Source organism: Streptomyces sp. NBC_00820 (assembly GCF_036347055.1).
Classification (GTDB): Bacteria; Actinomycetota; Actinomycetes; order Streptomycetales; family Streptomycetaceae; genus Streptomyces.
The window spans coordinates 3,894,276-3,914,130 of the sequence record NZ_CP108882.1 but is presented as its reverse complement, the minus strand read 5'-3'; the positions used below and the strand labels follow the sequence as shown (position 1 = coordinate 3,914,130).

The 19,855-nt window shown below is 71.7% G+C and carries 24 protein-coding genes; 16 read left to right on the top strand and 8 right to left on the bottom strand.

The features are described 5' to 3' along the window. Positions 1–80 precede the first annotated feature (80 nt). The 6 genes from OIB37_RS17725 to OIB37_RS17700 form a co-directional block, all read right to left on the bottom strand. On the bottom strand, positions 81–1,472 hold the full coding sequence (locus OIB37_RS17725; RefSeq protein ID WP_330461878.1) for a sensor histidine kinase: 1,392 nt from the start codon (positions 1,470–1,472) through the stop codon (positions 81–83). 50 nt (positions 1,473–1,522) lie between these two features. Then, positions 1,523–2,257 (bottom strand): response regulator transcription factor, encoded by a 735-nt coding sequence (locus tag OIB37_RS17720; protein WP_330458584.1) that lies wholly within the window; start codon positions 2,255–2,257, stop codon positions 1,523–1,525. 92 nt (positions 2,258–2,349) lie between these two features. Then, positions 2,350–2,586: a hypothetical protein gene (locus OIB37_RS17715; RefSeq protein WP_330458583.1), complete on the bottom strand. Its 237-nt coding sequence runs from the start codon at positions 2,584–2,586 to the stop codon at positions 2,350–2,352. Between the two features lie 91 nt (positions 2,587–2,677). Continuing rightward, positions 2,678–3,625 (bottom strand): S1C family serine protease, encoded by a 948-nt coding sequence (locus OIB37_RS17710; protein ID WP_443058168.1) that lies wholly within the window; start codon positions 3,623–3,625, stop codon positions 2,678–2,680. Positions 3,626–3,882: 257 nt separating this feature from the next. After that, positions 3,883–4,908 (bottom strand): LacI family DNA-binding transcriptional regulator, encoded by a 1,026-nt coding sequence (locus OIB37_RS17705; RefSeq protein WP_330458581.1) that lies wholly within the window; start codon positions 4,906–4,908, stop codon positions 3,883–3,885. Positions 4,909–4,992: 84 nt separating this feature from the next. After that, on the bottom strand, positions 4,993–5,772 hold the full coding sequence (locus OIB37_RS17700; RefSeq protein ID WP_330458580.1) for a response regulator transcription factor: 780 nt from the start codon (positions 5,770–5,772) through the stop codon (positions 4,993–4,995). 177 nt (positions 5,773–5,949) lie between these two features. On the opposite strand from OIB37_RS17700, the gene OIB37_RS17695 reads away from it, so the two are divergent. The 8 genes from OIB37_RS17695 (at position 5,950) to OIB37_RS17665 (ending at position 11,436) form a co-directional block, all read left to right on the top strand. Continuing rightward, positions 5,950–6,810: an alpha/beta hydrolase gene (locus OIB37_RS17695; RefSeq protein ID WP_330458579.1), complete on the top strand. Its 861-nt coding sequence runs from the start codon at positions 5,950–5,952 to the stop codon at positions 6,808–6,810. A 53-nt stretch (positions 6,811–6,863) separates the two neighbouring features. Further along, positions 6,864–7,118 (top strand): MoaD/ThiS family protein, encoded by a 255-nt coding sequence (locus OIB37_RS17690; protein WP_330458578.1) that lies wholly within the window; start codon positions 6,864–6,866, stop codon positions 7,116–7,118. Positions 7,119–7,122: 4 nt separating this feature from the next. Next, positions 7,123–8,367, top strand: a complete 1,245-nt coding sequence (locus tag OIB37_RS17685) for a hypothetical protein (protein WP_330458577.1) — start codon at positions 7,123–7,125, stop codon at positions 8,365–8,367. 267 nt (positions 8,368–8,634) lie between these two features. After that, positions 8,635–9,372 (top strand): LmeA family phospholipid-binding protein, encoded by a 738-nt coding sequence (locus OIB37_RS17680; RefSeq protein WP_330458576.1) that lies wholly within the window; start codon positions 8,635–8,637, stop codon positions 9,370–9,372. 298 nt (positions 9,373–9,670) lie between these two features. Continuing rightward, positions 9,671–9,778 carry an Ms5788A family Cys-rich leader peptide gene (locus OIB37_RS36310; protein WP_356404427.1) on the top strand — a complete coding sequence of 36 codons (108 nt, stop codon included), beginning with the start codon at positions 9,671–9,673 and terminating at the stop codon, positions 9,776–9,778. A 128-nt stretch (positions 9,779–9,906) separates the two neighbouring features. Continuing rightward, on the top strand, positions 9,907–10,752 hold the full coding sequence (locus OIB37_RS17675) for a sulfurtransferase (RefSeq protein ID WP_330458575.1): 846 nt from the start codon (positions 9,907–9,909) through the stop codon (positions 10,750–10,752). 44 nt (positions 10,753–10,796) lie between these two features. After that, positions 10,797–11,084 carry a DUF1416 domain-containing protein gene (locus OIB37_RS17670; RefSeq protein ID WP_266770873.1) on the top strand — a complete coding sequence of 96 codons (288 nt, stop codon included), beginning with the start codon at positions 10,797–10,799 and terminating at the stop codon, positions 11,082–11,084. Between the two features lie 88 nt (positions 11,085–11,172). Continuing rightward, on the top strand, positions 11,173–11,436 hold the full coding sequence (locus OIB37_RS17665) for a DUF3099 domain-containing protein (RefSeq protein ID WP_330458574.1): 264 nt from the start codon (positions 11,173–11,175) through the stop codon (positions 11,434–11,436). A 9-nt stretch (positions 11,437–11,445) separates the two neighbouring features. On the opposite strand, the gene OIB37_RS17660 is transcribed toward OIB37_RS17665, so the two are convergent. Beyond that, complete coding sequence (locus tag OIB37_RS17660; RefSeq protein ID WP_330458573.1) at positions 11,446–11,808, bottom strand: DsrE family protein; 363 nt, start codon at positions 11,806–11,808, stop codon at positions 11,446–11,448. Positions 11,809–12,066: 258 nt separating this feature from the next. On the opposite strand from OIB37_RS17660, the gene OIB37_RS17655 reads away from it, so the two are divergent. The 3 genes from OIB37_RS17655 to ygfZ all read left to right on the top strand — a co-directional run bounded on the left by OIB37_RS17655 (position 12,067) and on the right by ygfZ (position 14,266). Next, positions 12,067–12,642: an FABP family protein gene (locus tag OIB37_RS17655; RefSeq protein ID WP_330458572.1), complete on the top strand. Its 576-nt coding sequence runs from the start codon at positions 12,067–12,069 to the stop codon at positions 12,640–12,642. A 210-nt stretch (positions 12,643–12,852) separates the two neighbouring features. Continuing rightward, positions 12,853–13,290, top strand: coding sequence for a Fur family transcriptional regulator (locus tag OIB37_RS17650; RefSeq protein WP_330458571.1), 438 nt, complete (start codon positions 12,853–12,855; stop codon positions 13,288–13,290). 10 nt (positions 13,291–13,300) lie between these two features. Next, positions 13,301–14,266: a CAF17-like 4Fe-4S cluster assembly/insertion protein YgfZ gene (gene ygfZ / locus OIB37_RS17645; RefSeq protein WP_330458570.1), complete on the top strand. Its 966-nt coding sequence runs from the start codon at positions 13,301–13,303 to the stop codon at positions 14,264–14,266. Positions 14,267–14,343: 77 nt separating this feature from the next. Here the strand turns inward: ygfZ and dtd are convergent, their stop codons facing one another. Next, positions 14,344–14,769 carry a D-aminoacyl-tRNA deacylase gene (dtd, locus tag OIB37_RS17640; protein ID WP_330458569.1) on the bottom strand — a complete coding sequence of 142 codons (426 nt, stop codon included), beginning with the start codon at positions 14,767–14,769 and terminating at the stop codon, positions 14,344–14,346. 158 nt (positions 14,770–14,927) lie between these two features. Here dtd and OIB37_RS17635 point away from each other — a divergent pair, with 158 nt between their 5' ends. The 5 genes from OIB37_RS17635 to OIB37_RS17615 all read left to right on the top strand — a co-directional run bounded on the left by OIB37_RS17635 (position 14,928) and on the right by OIB37_RS17615 (position 19,813). Continuing rightward, the gene (locus OIB37_RS17635) at positions 14,928–15,557 is read left to right on the top strand and encodes an RsiG family protein (protein WP_330458568.1); all 630 of its coding nucleotides are present in this window, start codon (positions 14,928–14,930) and stop codon (positions 15,555–15,557) included. A 61-nt stretch (positions 15,558–15,618) separates the two neighbouring features. After that, a complete protein-coding gene (locus tag OIB37_RS17630; protein WP_330458567.1) occupies positions 15,619–16,857 on the top strand; it encodes a GNAT family N-acetyltransferase in 1,239 nt (412 codons plus the stop codon). A gap of 324 nt (positions 16,858–17,181) precedes the next feature. Beyond that, the gene (locus OIB37_RS17625) at positions 17,182–18,096 is read left to right on the top strand and encodes a FadR/GntR family transcriptional regulator (protein WP_330458566.1); all 915 of its coding nucleotides are present in this window, start codon (positions 17,182–17,184) and stop codon (positions 18,094–18,096) included. Between the two features lie 92 nt (positions 18,097–18,188). Continuing rightward, positions 18,189–19,067: a FadR/GntR family transcriptional regulator gene (locus OIB37_RS17620; RefSeq protein ID WP_330458565.1), complete on the top strand. Its 879-nt coding sequence runs from the start codon at positions 18,189–18,191 to the stop codon at positions 19,065–19,067. Then, positions 19,067–19,813 (top strand): HAD family hydrolase, encoded by a 747-nt coding sequence (locus OIB37_RS17615; protein WP_330458564.1) that lies wholly within the window; start codon positions 19,067–19,069, stop codon positions 19,811–19,813. The genes OIB37_RS17620 and OIB37_RS17615 overlap by 1 nt, the downstream gene beginning before the upstream one ends. Positions 19,814–19,855 lie beyond the last annotated feature (42 nt).

Here is a 19,855-nt window from a genome sequence, read left to right as displayed (position 1 = left end):
GGCTTGACGAAGGACATAGAGGCACCCCCCTCACAGACGCCAGTGCGAGCAGATCGTAGAGCAGGTGCCGCGGCTCGGGCCTAGCCGGCTTCCGGTGGAGCCGTCGGTGCTCCCGGCAGCCGTACAGTGGCCACCGTGCCGCCGCCGTGGGCGGGGGACAGGGTGACCCGGCCGCCCGCCTGCTGGATCGTGCGGGCCACGATGGACAGGCCGAGGCCCGATCCGGGCAGGGCGCGGGCGCTGGGGGAGCGCCAGAAGCGGTCGAAGACGTGCGGGAGTTCGTCGGCGGGGATGCCGGGGCCGTGATCGCGGACGGCCAGGACCCCGTCGGCCAGCCGCACCTCTATCGTGCCGCCCTCCGGGCTGAACTTGACCGCGTTGTCGAGGATGTTGACGATCGCGCGCTCCAGCGCGGTGGGCTCCGCGCGCACGAACCAGGGCTCCAGGTCGGCCGTGATCGTCAGCTCCGGACCGCGTAGCCGGGCCCGGCGCAGCGCGGCCTCGACGGTGTCCTGGAAGGACACCACCTGCACGCGTTCACCGCGCTGCCCCTCCGAACGGGACAGTTCCTGGAGGGCGCCGATGAGCGACGCCAGCTCCGTCATCTGCGCCGTCACCGAGGCGAGCAGCGCCTTGCGGTCCTCCGGCGGCAGCGGGCGGCCGGTCTCCTCGCTGCGGGTGAGGAGTTCGATGTTCGTGCGCAGCGAGGTGAGGGGCGTGCGCAGTTCGTGGCCGGCGTCCGCGATCAGCTGCTGCTGGAGGTCGCGGGAGCCGGCCAGGGCGGTGGTCATGGAGTTGAAGGAGCGGGACAGGCGGGCCACCTCGTCGTCGCTGTCGTTCTCCACGGGGATGCGGATGGCCAGGTCCTCGGTGCGGGCGATGTGCTCCACCGCCTCGGTCAGCTTGTCGACGGGCCGCAGGCCCGCGCGGGCCACGGCGAGACCGGTGGCGCCCGCGCCGACCACTCCGACGCCGGAGACGAGCAGGAGGATGAGGGCGAGGTCGCTCAGCGTCCGCTGGGTGTCCTTCAGGGAGACGGCCACCATGACGGCCACCTGGGGGTACGGCTGGATGTCGGGTCCGCCCCCCACCGGGACGGCCACGGTCATCACCCGGACGTCGTTGCCCTGGCTGTCGGTGCTGTTGTGGAAGGTGCGCGTGCGCAGCGTGGGGTTCTGGGCCGCGGCCCGGTCGAGGTCCGTCACCTTCACCACGCCCTGCGCGTACGGCATCACGCAGGCCCGGCCGGCCGCCGTGACGACCTGGAGGTAGTAGTAGGTCGGCCGGTCGTCGGTGGTGTCCGGGATCTGCGGGCAGGTGAGCAGCAGCGTGGTGACCTTGTCGCTGTCCAGGGGCCGGCCCATGGACGCCAGGCGGTCGTTGATCTCGCCGTACGACTTCTCCTGCACGATGAACCAGCAGGTGACCGACACCGCGGCCACCGCGAAGGCGACCGCCGCCGCGACCAGCATCGCCAGCCGGGCCCGCAGGGGGAGCGCCCGGTAGCGGCGCGCCGGCCCCCTCACTCGGCGCCGCCCTGGCGCAGCACGTACCCGACGCCCCGGACCGTGTGCACCAGGCGGCTCTCGCCGCCGGCCTCCGTCTTGCGGCGCAGGTACATGACGTAGACGTCCAGGGAGTTGGACGACGGCTCGAAGTCGAAGCCCCACACGGCCTTCAGGATCTGCTCGCGGGTGAGCACCTGGCGGGGGTGGGCCATGAACATCTCCAGGAGGGTGAACTCCGTGCGGGTCAGTTCCACCGGCCGGCCGCCCCGGGTGACCTCCCGGGTGGCGAGGTCCATGCGCAGGTCGCCGAAGGTCAGTGCCTCGTCCTCCTCGCCCTCGGCCGACAGGGTCCCGGCGTAGGAGCTGCGGCGCAGCAGGGCGCGGATCCGGGCGAAGAGCTCGTCCAGCTCGAAGGGCTTGACGAGGTAGTCGTCGGCGCCGGCGTCCAGCCCCGTCACCCGGTCGCCGACCGTGTCGCGGGCCGTCAGCATCAGTATCGGCGTGGTGTCGCCGGTCCCGCGGATGCGGCGGGCCGCGGTCAGGCCGTCCATGCGGGGCATCTGGATGTCCAGGACGAGGAGGTCGGGCCGGTAGGCGGTGGCCTTCTGCAGGGCGTCCGCGCCGTCGACGGCGACCTGGGTGTCGTACCCCTCGAAGGCGAGGCTGCGCTGGAGGGCCTCGCGTACAGCCGGCTCGTCGTCGACGATCAGGATGCGCTGGGGGTCACGGTCGCCTTCGGCGGGGCTCATCGCTCGCGATTTCCTCGGGGGTGCGGTGGGTCGTGGACGGGGCGTCTCTCAGCGTCGCACGTTTCGGTGCCGCTGGAGGTGTGCGGCCGGGGTCAGACCCCGATCGTGGCGAGCCGGTTCAGGGCGGTGAGGCGGTTCAGCGGCACCTTGCGGCGGTGCGGCCGGTCGGCGGAGGTGCGCAGGCCCATCAGGTGGGGGGCCGCCGGGGCCGGCAGCTCCGGAAGGCGCGGGGAGGAGGCGGGGGAGTGCAGCTCGTGCGCCACCTCCAGGGCCAGGACGATGCCCGCCGGACGGATGACGGAGTGCTGGTGAGCGACCTTCTTGATCATGGCGTTCTCCCTGCTGCTCTGTGCTGCGCTGTGGTGCTCGGTGCTGCGCTGTGCCTGGTGGTGCTGCTCTGTGCCGTGCGGTGCTTGCCCGTTAGCCGGTGGAGCCCGCCCGGAGCTTGGCCAGGTCGGACTTGACGGTGTCGGCGGGGATCGCGAAGCCGAGGCCGATGCTGCCCGCGCCCGAGGACGAGGACGCCTGCGAACTCGACGAGTACATCGCGGAGTTGATGCCGATGACGTTGCCGGCCGCGTCGATCAGCGCGCCGCCGGAGTTGCCGGGGTTGAGTGAGGCGTCGGTCTGGATCGCCTTGTACGTCGTCGTGGAGGAGCCGGTGTCGCCGTTGAACTGGTGGCCGCCGAACTGGAACGGCCACCCTCCGTCGCCACCCGGTTCCTGCTGCTGGTTCTCGTCCGTGGAGACGGTCACGTCCCGGTTGAGCGCGGAGACGATGCCGCTGGTCACGGTGCCGGTCAGCCCCTCGGGGGAGCCGATGGCGACGACCGAGTCGCCGACCTGGACGCCCGAGGAGTCGCCGAGCGAGGCGGCCTTCAGGCCGGAGGCGCCCTTGAGTCTGATCAGCGCCAGGTCCTTGGAGCTGTCGGTGCCGAGGACGTCGGCGGTGTAGCTCCGGCCGTCGCTGGTGCGGACCTTGACCGCGTCCGCGCCGGAGACGACGTGGTTGTTGGTGACGATCTCGCCGTTGCCGGTGACGATCACGCCGGAGCCGGTGGAGGTGCCGTTGCCGAGGGCGGCGGTCACCTCGACCACGCTCGGGCTGACCGCGGCCGCGATCGCCGCCACGTCGCCCTTGCGGCCGGAGGGCAGCACCAGGTGGGTGCCGGCGCCGACCGTGGTCGTGTCCTTGCCGGCCAGCTCCTCGAAGGCGTAGGCGGTGCCGCCGCCGACCGCCGCCGCCACGATGGCGACCGCGGTGAGGAGGGCGATCGGGCGCCGGGGGCGCTTGTCCGTGGCAGCCGCGGGGCCGTACGGCGGCGGGGGCGGCCACTCGGGGTGCGCGGGGTTCACGGGTGCGGTCATGTAGAAAGCTTTTCCCGTGACCATGAGAGCTTCCTGAGTGCACGCTGAGAAGCCCGGCAGAACCTTGTTCGCCCGATATAAAGACGCTTCTCAGGTTTTGCCCGAAACGCCCTTGATCCGCTGGTCAGGACGCCTTTCGGGCGCCGGTGAGGGCGGTGAGGGCGGTGAGGCCGGTGGGACCGGTCGGTGGGGCCGGTGGGGGCCGACGCGCTCCCGGCGGCCCGGTCGCACGCTCCCGGCGGCCCGCGCCGCGTCCCTCAGGCTCCGCAGCCGCAGCTCTTGCGGACGACCAGCCGGGACGGGAACGTCTTCAGCCGCTCGCGCCGGGACCCGACCACACGCAGCCCGTCGTCCAGGACGAGGTCGACCGCCGAGCGGGCCATCGCCGGCCGGTCCGAGGCGACCGTGGTCAGCGGCGGGTCGGCGAGCCCCGCCTCCTTGATGTCGTCGAACCCGGCCACCGCCAGCTCGCCCGGCACGTCGATGCGCAGCTCGCGCGCGGCCCGCAGCACGCCGATCGCCTGGTCGTCGGTGGAGCAGAAGATGGCCGGCGGCCTGTCCGGCCCGGCCAGCAGTTCCAGGGCCACGAGGTAGGCGTCGTAGCGGTTGTACGGTGCCTCGAACAGGCGCCCCTCGGTGGACAGGCCCGCCTCGGCCATGGCCCGCCGCCAGCCCTCGACGTGGTCGGAGACCGGGTCCCCGATGGCCGGCGTCATGGCCGTACCGCCCACGCAGGCCACGTACTCGTTGCCGTGCTCCAGCAGGTGGCGCACGGCGAGCTGGGCGCCGCCGAGGTCGTCGGTGACCACGGCGACGTCGTCGATGGCCTCCGGGCGCTCGTGCAGCAGCACCACGCGGGCGTCCCAGGCGTCGATCTCGGCGGCGGCCTGGTCGTTCAGCGCGTGCGAGACCAGGATGAGGCCGGAGACCCGCATGCCGAGGAACGCGCGCAGATAGTGGACCTCGCGCTCGGCGATGTAGTCGGTGTTGCCGACCAGCACCATCTTTCCGCGCTCGGACGCGGCCTGTTCGACCGCGTGCGCCATCTCCCCGAAGAAGGGCTGGCGGGCGTCGGGGATGATGAGGCCTATGAGGTCGGTGCGCCGGGAGGCCATCGCCTGGGCGACCCGGTCCGGGCGGTACCCCAGCTCCTTGATCGCGGCGAGTACACGCTCGCGCGTGGCCGGGGCGACCGGCCGGGGTCCGTTGTTGATGACATAACTGACGACGGCTGTGGAGGTTCCAGCCAGCCGTGCCACGTCATCCCGAGTCACCTTGGCCACGCGCGGAGTCTACGCGGATGGACCCGCTCCGGGCAGGGCGAATCGGGCGCGGATCTGCGGGGACGCCGCCGCGCGCGGGCGGGCTCAGGCGTCCGCCGCGACCTCGGCGCCGTCCCGGACGGCGGATGCGTCCGCATCTTCCGCCTTTGCCCGGCTCGCCTTGGCCTTCGCGCCCTCCGCGCTCCGGTCCGGCTTCTCGGGGGTCACGAATCGATAACCGACGTTGCGGACGGTTCCGATCAGCGATTCGTGCTCCGGGCCGAGCTTGGCGCGCAGCCGCCGTACGTGCACGTCCACGGTCCGGGTGCCGCCGAAGTAGTCGTAGCCCCACACCTCCTGCAGCAGCTGGGCGCGGGTGAAGACGCGGCCGGGGTGCTGGGCGAGGTACTTCAGCAGCTCGAACTCCTTGAAGGTCAGGTCCAGGACCCGGCCCTTGAGCTTGGCGGAGTAGGTCGCCTCGTCCACGGAGAGGTCGCCGTTGCGGATCTCCATGGGGGAGTCGTCGTTGACGAGCTGCCGGCGCCCCAGGGCGAGCCGGATCCGGGCCTCCACCTCGGCCGGACCCGCCGTGTCGAGCAGGACGTCGTCGATGCCCCAGTCGGCGGTGACGGCGGCGAGGCCGCCCTCGGTGACGACGAGGAGCAGCGGACAGCCGGGGCCGGTGGAGCGCAGTAGCTGGCACAGGCTGCGGACCTGCGGCAGGTCGCGGCGGCCGTCGATGAGGATGACGTCGGCGCCCGGCGTGTCGACCAGGGCGGGACCCTCGGCGGGGGCGACCCGCACGTTGTGCAGCAGCAGGCCGAGCGCGGGGAGCACCTCCGCCGACGGCTGGAGGGCGTTGGTCAGGAGCAGCAGAGAACTCATATGTCTGGTTCCTCCTCGGTCCTGCGAGGACGTGTGCGGTGCGGAACTGCTCTGCGTTCCCGGCGGCCCCGTACACAACACGCCTGCGGTCTCCCGCGTCGTATACAACGCTTCCGAAAGCACAAAAGGACCCGGGGGCTTCGCTGCCCGAGTCCTCTGCCCAGCAGAATAGCCCACATGAGCAATCGTCCGGCAGGTCATGTGGCGCGTTCCACCGTTCGTCCGAATTCCGAGACGGGCGGACGGGCCTCTATCCGGACGTTTCTGCACACGGCCGACGGAATTCCGGTCGATTCCGTATACGACCCGGGCGCGACCGTATACAAAACGGCATCCGATGCCTCCGACGCCCTGGACGCGGCCTCCCGCGACGTGGTGTTCGTGATCGCCCACGGCTTCACCGGGGACGTGGACCGCCCGCACGTACGAAGGGTGGCGGGAGTGCTGGCCCGTTACGGCGCGGTGGTCACCTTCTCCTTCCGCGGGCACGGCGTCTCCGGCGGCCGCTCCACGGTCGGCGACCGGGAGGTGCTGGACCTGGCGGCCGCGGTGCGGTGGGCGCGCGGCTTCGGGCACGCGCGCGTGGTGACCGTCGGCTTCTCCATGGGCGGCTCCGTGGTGCTGCGGCACGCGGCCCTGCACCCCGGCACGGTCGACGCGGTCGTCTCGGTGAGCGGCCCGGCCCGCTGGTACTACCGGGGCACCGCCCCCATGCGCCGTCTGCACTGGATGGTCACCCGCCCCGCCGGGCGCCTGGTCGGCCGCTACGGATTCCGCACCCGCATCCACCACCGCGACTGGGACCCGGTGCCGCTCTCCCCGGTCGAGGCGGTGCCGCGCATCGCGCCCACCCCGCTGCTCGTCGTGCACGGCGACAGCGACCCCTACTTCCCGCTCGACCACCCCCGGATGCTCGCCGAAGCGGCCGGTGAGCACGGCGAACTCTGGCTGGAGCCGGGCATGGGCCACGCCGAGAACGCCGCGGACGAGGAGCTGCTGGCCCGGATCGGGGACTGGGCCCTGTCCCGGACGGACTAGCCTGAGAGCGTCGTCCTTCTCTTTTCCTTTCCTGCAGTCGATCGAGGAACCAGATGCCCAAGGTCACGGTGCGCTACTGGGCCGCCGCCAAGGCCGCGGCCGGGGTCGCCGACGAACCGTACGACGCGGACACGCTCGCCGAGGCGCTGTCCGCCGTACGGGAGCGCCACCCCGGCGAGCTCACCCGCGTGCTGCAGCGATGCGCCTTCCTCATCGACGGTGATCCCGTCGGGACCCGCGCGCATGAGACGGTACGGCTGGCCGAGGGCGGCACGGTCGAGGTGCTCCCGCCGTTCGCAGGAGGGTGAGGCGTTGAGTAACCAGCCGTACGAGGGCGGCCCTTACGAGGGCTACGACTCCTATCAGCAGCAGAACCAGCAGCAGGATCCGCGGCAGCAGGCGCAGCAGGCGTGGCCCGGGCAGCCCGGGGCGGGCGCGAACCCGTACGCCGGGCCGAGCGCCCCGTCCGGGTACGACCAGCAGCCCGCCCAGCAGTGGCAGGGCCACACCTGGGAGACCCAGGCGCCCGCGGCCGTACCGGCCGGGGAGACGGCGTACCTGCCGGCGCACGACCCCTACCCGCAGCAGCCGGCGCCGGGCACGCCGTACCCGGGACAGGCCCAGCCGCCGGCGCCCGGCACGCCCCACGCCGCGCAGGCCCAGCAGCCGCAGCCGTACGCGTCGCCGCTGTCCGAGCCGGCGTCTCAGCAGGTCTCCGCGCCGGTGTACGAGCCGGTCCCCGGCGGCGAGGACGGCTCCGGCTCCGGCTACGGGCAGGCCACGCTCGCCGGCAACGCCCGGATCACCGACGCCCAGCGGGCGCGGCTGGAGGGCCGGTCCCCGATCATCGAGCCCGGCATGCAGCCGGCGGCGCTCACCGCCGTGCTGGGCCTGCTGCTCGCCGTGACGGCGCCCATCGGCTCCTACGCCCTGGTCGTGCCGCTGGTGCTGCTCCAGGCCGTGACGGCCGCGGGCTGGTTCCGGCTGAACGGCATGTGGCCCGCCCGGCAGGGCATCGCGCTGGCCTTCCTGGGCGGCATCACCGCGGACGCGGCGGTGCTGATCGCCGGCCGCGACCACGCGCCGGCCGCGATCCTCGGCCCCCTGGGCGTCTGGGTCCTGCTGTCCCTGGTGCTCCAGCTGCGCTCGCACGCCTCGCCCGACGAGCGGATGTACGGCCTGATGGCCACGGTCACCTCCTCGGCGCTCACGGTCCTCGCGACCGGCTACCTCGGCGCCGGCGCCGACGCGGTGTCCGTGGGCGCGGCGGCGGTCGCCGTGGCCGTCCTGGCCCGCGCGCTCCCCCTGCCGACGCCGGTCTCCGTCGTGGTCTCCCTCCTCGCCGCGGCGGGCGCGGGGATCGCGGTCGGCGGCATGACAGACCTCGGAGCGAAGGGCGCCGCCCTCGGAGCGGCCGCCGCGGTCTGCGCCCTCATCGGCCACCGCGTCGCCAGCTACGACTACCCCTCCCGCTTCGTCCACTTCACCGCGGGCGTTGCCCTCCCCCTGGCGGCCGCGGCCCCGGTGGTCTGGGTACTGGGACGCGCCCTGGGCTAGGGCCTTTCTTCCGGATCAGGCCGGCTCCGGTCTGCGGCGCCTTCTGGCCGACGCGACCCCGGCAAGATCCGGAAGACACCCCCTAGGTCCCGCCTCCCGACCGGGGCCGCGCCCCGGCATGTACGGTCTCCGGCCACGGCTCGTCCGTGGCCGGTCGCCGTCCGCCCCACCCCTGTCACAAGTGATCCACAATTTCCCCTCGGCCGTGCCTCGCAGGGTTACCGTTGGCGCTCTCCAGCCACCACCGCCGACCCGGGGGAACCCCACATGCGCGCCCTGCGAATACTTCTGATCCTCGTCGTGATCCTGGGCGGCCTCTTCGTGGTCGCGGACCGGCTCGCCGTGAACCTCGCGGAGGGCCAGGTCGCGGACAAGCTGAAGGCGCGGCAGAACCTCGCCTCGACCCCCGACGTCAGCATCAAGGGCTTCCCGTTCCTCACCCAGGTCGCCGGCGGCTCCCTGGACGACGTCGAGGTCGGCATCAAGAACTACGAGGCGGCCGCCGGCACCTCGGGCAAGACGGTCCGCATCGACGACCTGAAGGCCGACATGAAGGGCGTCGCGTTCTCCGGCGACTACAGCTCCGCCACCGCCGCCTCCGCCACCGGCACCGCGACGATCGCGTACGACCAGCTGCTGAAGACCACCCAGTCCGAGCCGGCCTCGATGGGCCCCGGCGTCTCGGCCCGCGTCGTCGGCCTCACCTACGGCGGCAACGACAAGATCAAGGTCGCGCTCCAGGTGTCCGTCCCGGCGCTCGACGTGAAGCAGACGGTGCAGGTCCTCAGCTCGGTCACCGTCCGCGACGGCAAGGTCCAGGTGCACGCGGACAGCCTTCCCGCGCTCGGCGGCGCCGACGTGGCCGAGAGTCGCGTCCGCCGCATCACCGACTTCCAGCAGGTCGTCGACCAGCTGCCCGGCGGCATCAAGATCGACGAGGTGACGGCGACCCAGGGCGGCCTGGAGATCGGCGTGGCGGGTTCGGACGTCCGGCTGGCCGGGTAGGACTACCGGCGTCGCGCGAGCGGCCCGGCGGCTCCCGCCGGCACCTGACAGCGCCCATAGGTACCCGTAAGCACCGATAGGCGGTCCACCGGCGTCAGCCTGGTGTCCGTCGGCGTCCGGCAGGCGAGACGCCGGCGTCCGCACCGCAGATATGCCGACCGAGGCGAGCGCCCGGAGGCCCCGCACAGGGCCCCGGGCGCTTTCCTTTTCCCGCGATGTTTCCGCGATGTGGACGATCGCGTCTCATCATGCGACACACCGGTGACACGGCCGTCCGTCCGTCCCTACGATCGACCCCATGCAGTGCTCGACAGGTGTCCTCCGGTCGCGGGGACAGGCGGATCTCACGAAGCGGCGGGCAGTCGACCTGTGCCGCGTCGCCGCCATGCTCTGTCGCCCCTTCTGAGCGGAAGTCCACGCATTTCCGCATCTCTGTGCCGCCCTGCTGGAAGGGCACCCGTGCGTTGCCCGCATCCCGGGCGCGCACCCTCTGACTCGCACGCCCCGCCGTAACTGCCCCGGAGGAGAAAGCGCATGAGCCGCAGCGACGTCCTGGTCGACGCCGACTGGCTGCAGGGCCGCCTGGACGACCCGAGTATCGCCATCGTCGAGGTGGACGAGGACACGTCCGCCTACGAGAAGAACCACATCAAGAACGCGATCCGCATCGACTGGACCAAGGACCTCCAGGACCCGGTCCGCCGTGACTTCGTCGACCAGGAGGGCTTCGAGAAGCTCCTGTCGAAGAAGGGCATCGCCAACGACACCCTGGTGATCCTCTACGGCGGCAACAACAACTGGTTCGCGTCGTACGCCTACTGGTACTTCAAGCTGTACGGCCACGACAACGTCAAGCTCCTCGACGGCGGCCGCAAGAAGTGGGAGCTGGACGCCCGCGAGCTGGTCGACGGCACCGAGGTGCCCGAGCGCGCGGCGACCGACTACAAGGCCAAGCCGCAGAACGCGTCCATCCGCGCGTTCCGCGACGAGGTGGTCGCCGCGATCGACTCGCACAACCTGGTCGACGTCCGCTCGCCCGACGAGTTCAGCGGCAAGCTGCTCGCCCCGGCCCACCTCCCGCAGGAGCAGTCGCAGCGGCCGGGCCACGTCCCGAGCGCCCGCAACATCCCGTGGTCGAAGAACGCCAACGACGACGGCACCTTCAAGTCGGACGACGAACTGAAGGAGCTGTACGCCGAGGAGAACGTGGACCTCGCCAAGGACACGATCGCCTACTGCCGTATCGGTGAGCGCTCGGCCCTGACCTGGTTCGTGCTGCACGAGCTGCTGGGCGTGGAGAACGTCAAGAACTACGACGGCTCCTGGACCGAGTACGGCTCCCTGGTCGGCGTGCCGATCGAGCTCGGCGCCGGCAAGTAGTCCATCCGACCGACCTTCTGGTCAGACCCCTTACGGAGAAAGCCATGTGTGGAGCGAAGGCCGGCGGCCCCGACGCCTCGACGATCAAGCCCGGAGAGACCACCATCCAGGGGCAGGTGACCCGTGACGGCGAGCCGGTGACGGGCTACGTCCGGCTGCTGGACTCGACCGGCGAGTTCACCGCGGAGGTCCCCACCTCCGCCACGGGCCAGTTCCGCTTCTACGCGGCCGAGGGCACCTGGACCGTCCGCGCCCTCGTCCCCGGCGCCACCGCCGACCGCACGGTCGTCGCACAGACGGGCGGTCTCGCGGAGGTCGCGATCGCGGTCTGAGGGACTCGGTACCGCTACAAGGGCCGCACCCCCCGGGTTGGACGCCTGGGGTGCGGCCCTTCGGCGTGCGCGGACCTACTCTGGAGACATGTACGCCCGGCGGCGCCGCTGGTACTTCGCCATGATGGGCACGTGCGTCGTGCTCTTCGTCCTGGCCTGGGCCGTCGTGCGCCTGTGGTCGGTCCCGGCGGCGGTCGCGCTGTGCGTGGTGGCGATGCTCATCCCGCCCGCGGCCGCGATGGTGGCCAACCGCCGCGGCCCCGACGACCGCTGGTGGGACGCTCCCTCCGGCGATCCGAAGTCCGACGAGTGGTGGGACGAGCTGGACGGCAAGAAGCGCCCGCGGAAGTAGCCGTACGGCTCAGTAGACGAGCGCCTGCGTCCCGTCCGCCATGGCCTCCTGGACGAAGAGCTGCGCGCCCGCGATCCGTACGCCCTTAAGGACGTCCTTCTCGGTGATCTCGCGCCGGGCGGCGCACTGCGTGCACAGGGTGACGCTGCCGGCCGCGAGGACCGAGTCGATCAGGTCCGGCAGCGGCGCGGCGTGCGGCAGTTCGAACTCCGCGGCCCGCCCCGGCAGCGCGAACCACGACGACTCCCCGGTCAGCCACAGCGACACCTCGACCCCGCTGGCGACGGCCACCGCCGCCACCGTGAAGGCCTGGGAGCAGCGCTCGGGGGCGTCCGCCCCGGCCGTCACCTTGATCACGAGCTTCTTCGCCATGGCCGCATCGTACGGCCGTCGAGCCGCTGATCGACTGAGACCTACCTCGCCAGGAGAGCCGGGCCCGGGCCGCGTAAGCTGGGGCCCGGCTCTGTCGTACGCCCACTTCCGCTCAAGGAGCACCCGTGGAGATCTTCTTCGAAACCCTGCTGGTCCTGGTCTGCGTCGGCGTCCTCGCCTTCGCGGGACTGACCGTGAAGAAGCTGTACCAGGGCCAGCGCTGAGCTCTCCCCAAGAACCGACCAGGAACGGCCGCTCATGATCGAGATCCCTTCAGACCTGCACAAGGACCTCGTCCCCCTCGCCTTTCTGCTGGGCAACTGGGCGGGCGCGGGCGTCCACGACTTCCCCGGCTCGGAGAAGTGCAACTTCGGCCAGGAAGTCTCCTTCAGCCACGACGGCCGTGACTTCCTCCAGTACGACTCCCAGACCTGGGTCCTGGACAAGGACGGCAACAAGGTGCGCCCGCTGGAGTCGGAAGCCGGCTTCTGGCGGATCGACTCCGACCGCAAGGTGACGGTCACGATGACCCGCGACGACGGCGTGGTCGAGATCTGGTACGGCGAGATGGCCGACAAGAAGCCGCAGATCGACCTGGTCACGGACGCGGTGGCGCGCACCCCCGAGGCCCCGCCCTACACCGGCGGCAAGCGCCTGTACGGCTACGTCAAGAGCGACCTGATGTGGGTCGGCGAGAAGCAGACCCCCGAGGTCGAGCTGCGCCCCTACATGTCGGCCCAGCTGAAGAAGGTCGTCACCCCGGAGGACGTCGAGCGCTGGGCCAAGGCCCTCCCGGACGACATGCCCGACGACGGCATCGCCTTCTTCAAGTAGGCCTGTGCCCAGGGAGCCCGGCGCCCGGTGGCTCTAGGGGGTGTCGTTTGGATCAGTTCGGGTCCGCGACGCCCGGCACGGCACCTCGCCGCGTTGTCGGATCAGCCGAGTACGTCCGGTACGCGGCAGATCCTCCGCCTTGCGAGGCACCGCACCGGACGCCGCGGCCTGATCCGACCTGATCCGAACGACACCCCCTAGACTTCCAGTGTGGTGAGCACCGACTGGAAGAGCGACCTCAGGCAGCGCGGCTACCGGCTGACGCCGCAGCGGCAACTCGTGCTCGAAGCCGTGGACGCCCTGGAGCACGCGACCCCCGACGACATCCTCGGTGAAGTACGCAGGACCGCGTCGGGGGTCAACATCTCCACCGTCTACCGGACGCTGGAGCTGCTGGAGGAGCTGGGCCTGGTCAGCCATGCCCACCTCGGGCACGGCGCGCCCACCTACCACCTCGCCGACCGCCATCACCATCTGCACCTGGTGTGCCGCGACTGCGAGAACGTCATCGAGGCGGACGTCGCCGTCGCCGCCGACTTCACGGCCAAGCTGCGCGGGCAGTTCGGGTTCGACACCGACATGAAGCATTTCGCGATCTTCGGCCGCTGTCAGGACTGCTCCCTGAAGAGTTCAACTACCACGTCGTAGGCTTGCGCGTATGAAGAGCCCCCTGCTGTCCCTGCCCGGCGCCGTCCCCGCCGAGGGCGTGGACGAAGGCGTCGCCGCCCACTACGGCGATCTGTTCCGCGAGCAGCGCGCCCTCGCCGCCGGCACCGGATTCGTCGACCTCTCCCACCGCGGCGTCCTCGCCGTCACCGGAGCGGACCGGCTGAGCTGGCTGCACCTGCTGCTCACCCAGCACGTCAGCGAACTGCCCGTCGGCGAGGCGACCGAGGCGCTGATCCTCTCCGCGAACGGACACATCGAGCACGCCCTGTACCTGGTCGACGACGGCACGACCGTCTGGGCCCACGTGGAGCCCGGCACCCGTGAGGCGCTGCTCGCGTACCTGGAGTCGATGAAGTTCTTCTACCGCGTCGAGGTCACCGACCGCACGGACGACTTCGCCGTGGTGCACCTGCCGGCCGGCTCGATCGCCGAGGTCCCCGAGGGCGTCGTCGTACGCGAGACGGCGTACGGCCGTGATCTGTTCCTGCCGCGCGCGGACCTGGAGGGCTTCGCCGCCACGCACGGTCCGGCGGCCGGTCTGCTGGCCCACGAGGCGCTGCGCGTCGAGCACCACCAGCCGCGCCTCGGCTTCGAGACCGACCACCGCACCATCCCGCACGAGCTGGGCTGGATCGGCAGCGCCGTGCACCTCCAGAAGGGCTGCTACCGCGGCCAGGAGACGGTCGCCCGCGTGCAGAACCTCGGCAAGCCGCCGCGCCGGCTGGTCTTCCTGCACCTGGACGGCAGCGACGTCCACCTGCCGGAGCGCGGCACCGAGATCCGGCTCGCCGACGACGGCCCCGAGGGCCGCAAGATCGGCTTCGTGACGACGTCCGTACGCCACCACGAGCTGGGCCCCATCGCCCTCGCCCTGGTGAAGCGGAACGTACCGGTCTCCGCGAGGCTCCTGGCCGGAGACACGGCCGCCGCGCAGGAGGTCGTGGTCGAGCCGTAGCCGCAGCTCTGCGGGGCGGCAGCTCTGCGGGGCGGGGGCGCCGTGGGGTCCCGGCCGGTTCTCCGGCCGGACAGGGCCTAGATCTCCAGCAGTACCGTGAACGGGCCGTCGTTCGTCAGGGACACCCGCATCCGCGCGCCGAACCGGCCCGTCGCCACCGTCGCGCCCAGCGCGCGCAGCTGGGCGACCACCTCGTCCACCAGCGGCTCGGCGACATCGCCGGGCGCGGCCGCGTTCCAGGTCGGACGGCGCCCCTTGCGGGCGTCGCCGTACAGGGTGAACTGGCTGATGACGAGCAGGGGCGCGTCGAGATCGCTGCACGACCTCTCGTCGTGCAGCATCCGTACCGACCAGAGTTTGCGGGCCAGTTGGGCCGCCTTCTCCTTGGTGTCCTCATGGGTCACCCCGACCAGGACGCACAGACCTTCGCCCTCGATCGCGCCGACCGTCTCGCCGTCCACGACGACGCTCGCGCCGTCGACCCTCTGCACCACAGCTCGCATGGACCCATCATGCCGGGCGGCCCGCGTGTTCTCGTGGCGGGCCCATTAATGATCCTTAAGCCCCCATCTGGGCCGTTCGGGGGCACTCGGTCACATAGCGGCCACTTGGGGTGGCACGATGCTTCCCACATGCCGGTCGAGGGGACGGTCAAGAGCAGATGAGCACACCGAGTACCAGCGGGCGGCTGGAAACGTACCGGCCGCCCGCACAGCGCGTCGAGGGTCCTTCCGGTCCGGCGTCGCCCGTGGAACCTGCCCCGAGCCCGTCGGGCGGGGGGTGTTCCCGGCCGCCCGATCTGGCCCCGCTGAGCCTGCCCGAACTGCGCGCCCTGCGCCGGGACGCGCAGCGCGACGAGGCGGATCTCAGCTATGTGCGGCGGCTGCTGCAGGGGCGGATCGACATCCTGCGCGCGGAACTGGCCCGGCGCGGGCGGGCGGCCGTGCCGGCGCCGGCACCCGCGGACGCCTCCGTGGTGGCGCGGCTCCCGGAGATCCTGACCGACGGCCCCGCCCGGCACCGCTCCTCGGCCCGCCACGTCACGCTGGGCACCCCGCACAACGAGGAGTACGGGCGGCTGGCCGCGGAGATGCTCGCCGAGGTCGAGCTGTCGGACCTGCAGGCGCGCACCGACCTCGAACTCACCGACGCCATGGGGCGTCTGGTCCGCTACGAGCAGGAGATCTCCGGGCGCAGGCAGCGCCTGCAGCGCACCGCCGACGACTGCAGCGGGGAGATCACCCGGCGGTACCGGGTGGGCGAGGCGCAGGTGGACGATCTGCTGATCTGAGGGGCACGGGGGCCGGGGAAAAGTGCGCGACAGGCGGCGGGCGCCCCTCTACCGTGGCCCCATGACCGACGTGCGCGCTGTCACAGAGGACGAGTTCGCGGACTGGCAGCGTGCGCTGCAGACCGGATTCCTGCAGAATCCGGTGCTGGCGGCCGCGCAACTCGAAGCCAGACGAAGGCAGTTCGTGCCCGGTCGGCTGCTCGGCGCCTTCGACGGCGGCCGCTGCGTGGCGACCTTCCGCTCCTTCGCCCAGGAGCTCACCGCGGTGGGCGGCGCGCCCCTGCCCGCGGACGCCGTCTCCAACGTCACCGTCTCGCCCACCCACCGCCGCCGCGGCCTGCTGACCCGCATGATGGGCCGGGACCTGGCGGCGGCGAAGGAGCGCGGTGACGTCGTCGCCACGCTGATCGCCGCCGAGTACCCGATCTACGGCCGCTACGGCTTCGGTCCGGCGACCTGGACGACCGAGTGGACCGTCGAGGTCCCCCGCGCCGGCCTCGACCCGCGCTGGTCCGGCCCGTCGGACGGGGCCCGGATCGACCTCGTGGACGCCGCGGATGTCCGCAAGATCGGCCCTGAGCTGCACGAGCGGGTCCGGCGCGCCCAGCCCGGCATGGTCGGCCGCGACGAGCTGTGGTGGCAGACGGAGACCGGCACCGTGCGCTTCCACGACAAGTGGGCCGAGCCGTTCTACGCCCTCTACCGCTCCGCCTCGGGCGAGGCCGAGGGCCTGGTGTCGTACGAGGTGGACAGTGACTGGCAGGGCAAGCAGCCCTGTGACACCGCGAACGTCAAGTGGCTGCTCGCCGCCGTCCCGGCGGCGGAGGACGCGCTGTGGCGGTTTTTGTGCTCGATCGACTGGATCACGAAGGTCAGGAGCGGCAGGCGCCGCCCCGACGACCTGCTGCCGTTCTTCCTGCCCGACCTGCGCGCGGCCCGCGTCACCGAGCAGGCCGACTGGCTGTGGGTGCGGATCCTGGACGTCGCACGGGCCCTGGAGGCGCGGACGTACGAGGGTGCGGGTTCGGTGGTGCTGGAGGTCGTGGACGAGGCCGGGCTCGCCGGGGGCCGGTACCGTCTCGAGGTGTCCTCCGAGGGCGCGTCCTGTACGCCGGCGGGCGGTGCGGAAGCCGATCTCACGCTGCCGGTGGGCCAGTTGGCCGAGGTCTGGCTCGGGGACGGGTCCCTGGTGCGCGGCGTCGCACTCGGCCGGGTCCGGGAAGGGCGCGAGGGCGCCGCCCGTAGGACCGACGCCCTGCTCCGTACGTCCGGGCGACCGTGGTGCCCCGACGTCTTCTGACCGCCCCCTGTTCTCCCGTCTTCGCTGAACTGTGCATCCGTAGCGTGCTGTTCGGTTGTTCTGCCGTGTTCAGTTGTGGCTGTGCTCTGACGATGTTCGGTTGTGGCTGTGCGGGCTGTTCAGTTGTGGCTGTGCGCTGCCGGCGGCCGTCCCCTGCCCGGGCTCCCGGCTCCCCTCCGGAAGGGAGCCCGATCGGCCAACCGCTGGGAAGCTCGACCATGTTGTGCAAGTTGGCTACCAACTTCTCTTTGGTTATCTCCGCTTGGAAGCGGCTAATAACCACCTTTCCATGAACTGCCCCAAGATGGCGGGAAGTTGTACCGTTTGAGTGTGGACCCGGAACACACCTCCGCCAGTGGGCGGAAGAGCTCACAGCGGTCACGCACGTCACACCGTGAGGTGGCCGACGCCCTGCGCACCCGGATCACCTCCGGCGTGCTGCGGCCGGGCCAGCGCCTGCCCACCCAGGCCGAGCTGGCCGACGAGTTCGGCGTCGAGCGCGGCGCCGTACGTCAGGCGCTGCGCGTTCTGCAGTCGGAGCACCTGCTCGCCGACGTGTCCAGGGGCAGCCCCGCCACCGTGGCGCCCCGGCCGGGCCTCACCCGGTTCGCGGCCGGCCCCGCCGCGCCGCCGCAGCCGACCACGGCGGGCCTCGCGCCGCGGGTCGCCGCCGCCTTCGCCGCACCCCACGTCGAGATCGACGCCCTCTGCCTGACCTCGGTCTCGCTCACCCTGGCGATCGGCGAGCCGCTCCGCCAGATCCACACGGGACAGCTGAAACCGGCCAAGATCGACGTACGGCTGCTGCTGCCCAGCCGGGACATCGACCTCGCCTTCCCGGCCCCGGTCGACGCCTCCGACGGAGGTCTGCTGCACCGCCGCTGGCTGGCCCAGCGCAACGCCCAGGGGCAGGTGCTGCGCAACAACCTGCAGGCACTGCGCACCACGCACGGCATCGACGTGCGGGTCTCCTTCCGCGCCCTGCCCTTCACCCCGCCGGTCAAGCTGTACCTGCTCAACGGGGCCGAGGCGCTGTTCGCGTACTACACGCTGACCCGGCGCGAGCGGGAGATCGAGCACGAGCATCTGACGCTGTACGACTCCGACGGCACGCGCTCGATGCTGTTCGCCTTCGACCGGGGCGCGGGCCCGCGCGACACCGCGTTCGTGGAGCAGTCGCGCCTGTGGTTCGACGCGCTGTGGGAGACGATCAGCTCGGAGCTGCTGCTGACGCCGTAGACCGGCCCGCTGGTCTGCCAACTCGGCCGAGTAGGCCCGACTTGCCAACAACTTGGAACAACTCACCTGTGCTGGACCGGGGTTGTAGCGTCTTGGTTGTGACCCAGGAGAGCGTGGCAGTGAACGGCAGAAGGCTCACGTCGCGGGAGATCGCCGACACCCTGCGGGAGCGGATCCGATCCGGGGACCTCAAGCCGGGCGAACGCCTGCCCACCCAGGCCGAGCTGGCCGGCCAGTTCGGCGTCGAGCGCGGCGCCGTACGCCAGGCCCTGCGGTCACTTCAGGACGACGGCCTGCTCAGCCACGTCAGCAAGGGCAGCCCGCCGCGCATAGCCGAGCCCGCTCCGGTGTCGGACGAACCCCAGCCGACCATGGTGGCCCTCGCTCCCCGGCTGACGGAGGCGTTCTCCGCGCCGCGGGTCGGCATCGACGCGGTGTGCCTGACCGCGCAGAGCCTGATCCCCGCCCTCGGCGAGCCGCTGCGCCTGATCCACGAGGGCCGCATCCGCCCCGAGCGGATCGACGTACGGCTGCTGCTGCCCTCCCGGGACATCAACCTCGCCTTCCCCGTGTCTGTCGACGCCCGCCCCGAGGACGACGACCAGGTGCGCCGGCGCTGGCTGGCGATGCGCAACGCCCAGGGCCAGGTCCTGCAGTACAACCTCCAGGCCCTGCGCGCCACCCACGACATCGACGTGCACGTCACCTTCCGCGCCCTGCCCTTCACCCCGCCGGTCAAGCTGTACCTGCTCAACGGCGTGGAGGCGCTCTACGCGTACTACATGGTCACGCGCCGCGAGGAGCCGACGGACAGCGGCACGCTGGAGATGTACGACACCCTGGGCTCCGAGTCCCTCCTCTTCTCCTTCGAGACGAGAGCCGGACGGCGGGACTCCGCGTTCGTGGAGCAGTCCCAGAAGTGGTTCGACGCCCTCTGGGAAACCATCTCCACGGACCTGACACTCTCCTAGTGACTTCTGAGACGACGAAGAGCGGACCGGCCGCCGCCGACAGCGCGGACGAGAGCGAGCGACTCCGGGAAGTGATCAGGGGCACCCGGGTGGTCCTCTGGGACTTCGACGGGCCGATCTGCCGTCTGTTCGCCGGGCACTCGGCGGAACGGGTGGCGGCCCGGCTGGTGGACTGGCTGGAGGGGCGGGGCCTGCACGGCCTGCTCACCGAGGAGGAGCGGGAGACCCTCGACCCGCAGGTCGTGCTGCGCGCGGTCGACCGCCGCCATCAGGGCAGCGATCTGGTGGCCGAACTCGAGGAACGTCTCACCCAGGAGGAGCTGCTGGCGGCGGCCTCCGCGATGCCCACCGCCTGGGCCGACCCCCTGATCCGCACCTGGCGGGCGGTGGGCGCCCGGCTCGCCATCACGACGAACAACTCGCCCCGGGTGGTGCGCGCCTACCTGGACCACCGGGACCTGACCGGCTGCTTCGCGCCCCACATCTACGGCCGCACCCAGGACCTGCACCGGCTCAAGCCGGACCCGCACTGCCTCAACCGGGCGCTGCAGGCCATGGGGGCCGCACCCGAGGCCGCCCTGATGATCGGTGACACCCCGTCGGACTTCGCGGCCGCCCGCCGGGCCGGCGTGCCCTTCCTCGGCTACGCGCGCAACGAAGGGAAGGCCAAGCTGCTGCTCGCGGCCGGAGCCGCCGAGGTCGTCGGGTCACTGGAGCCGTTGCTGCGGACCCTGCGCGGCCGGTGACCCGCGAGGCGGGGGCATGCCGGGGTCGTGAGAGGGGAGGGC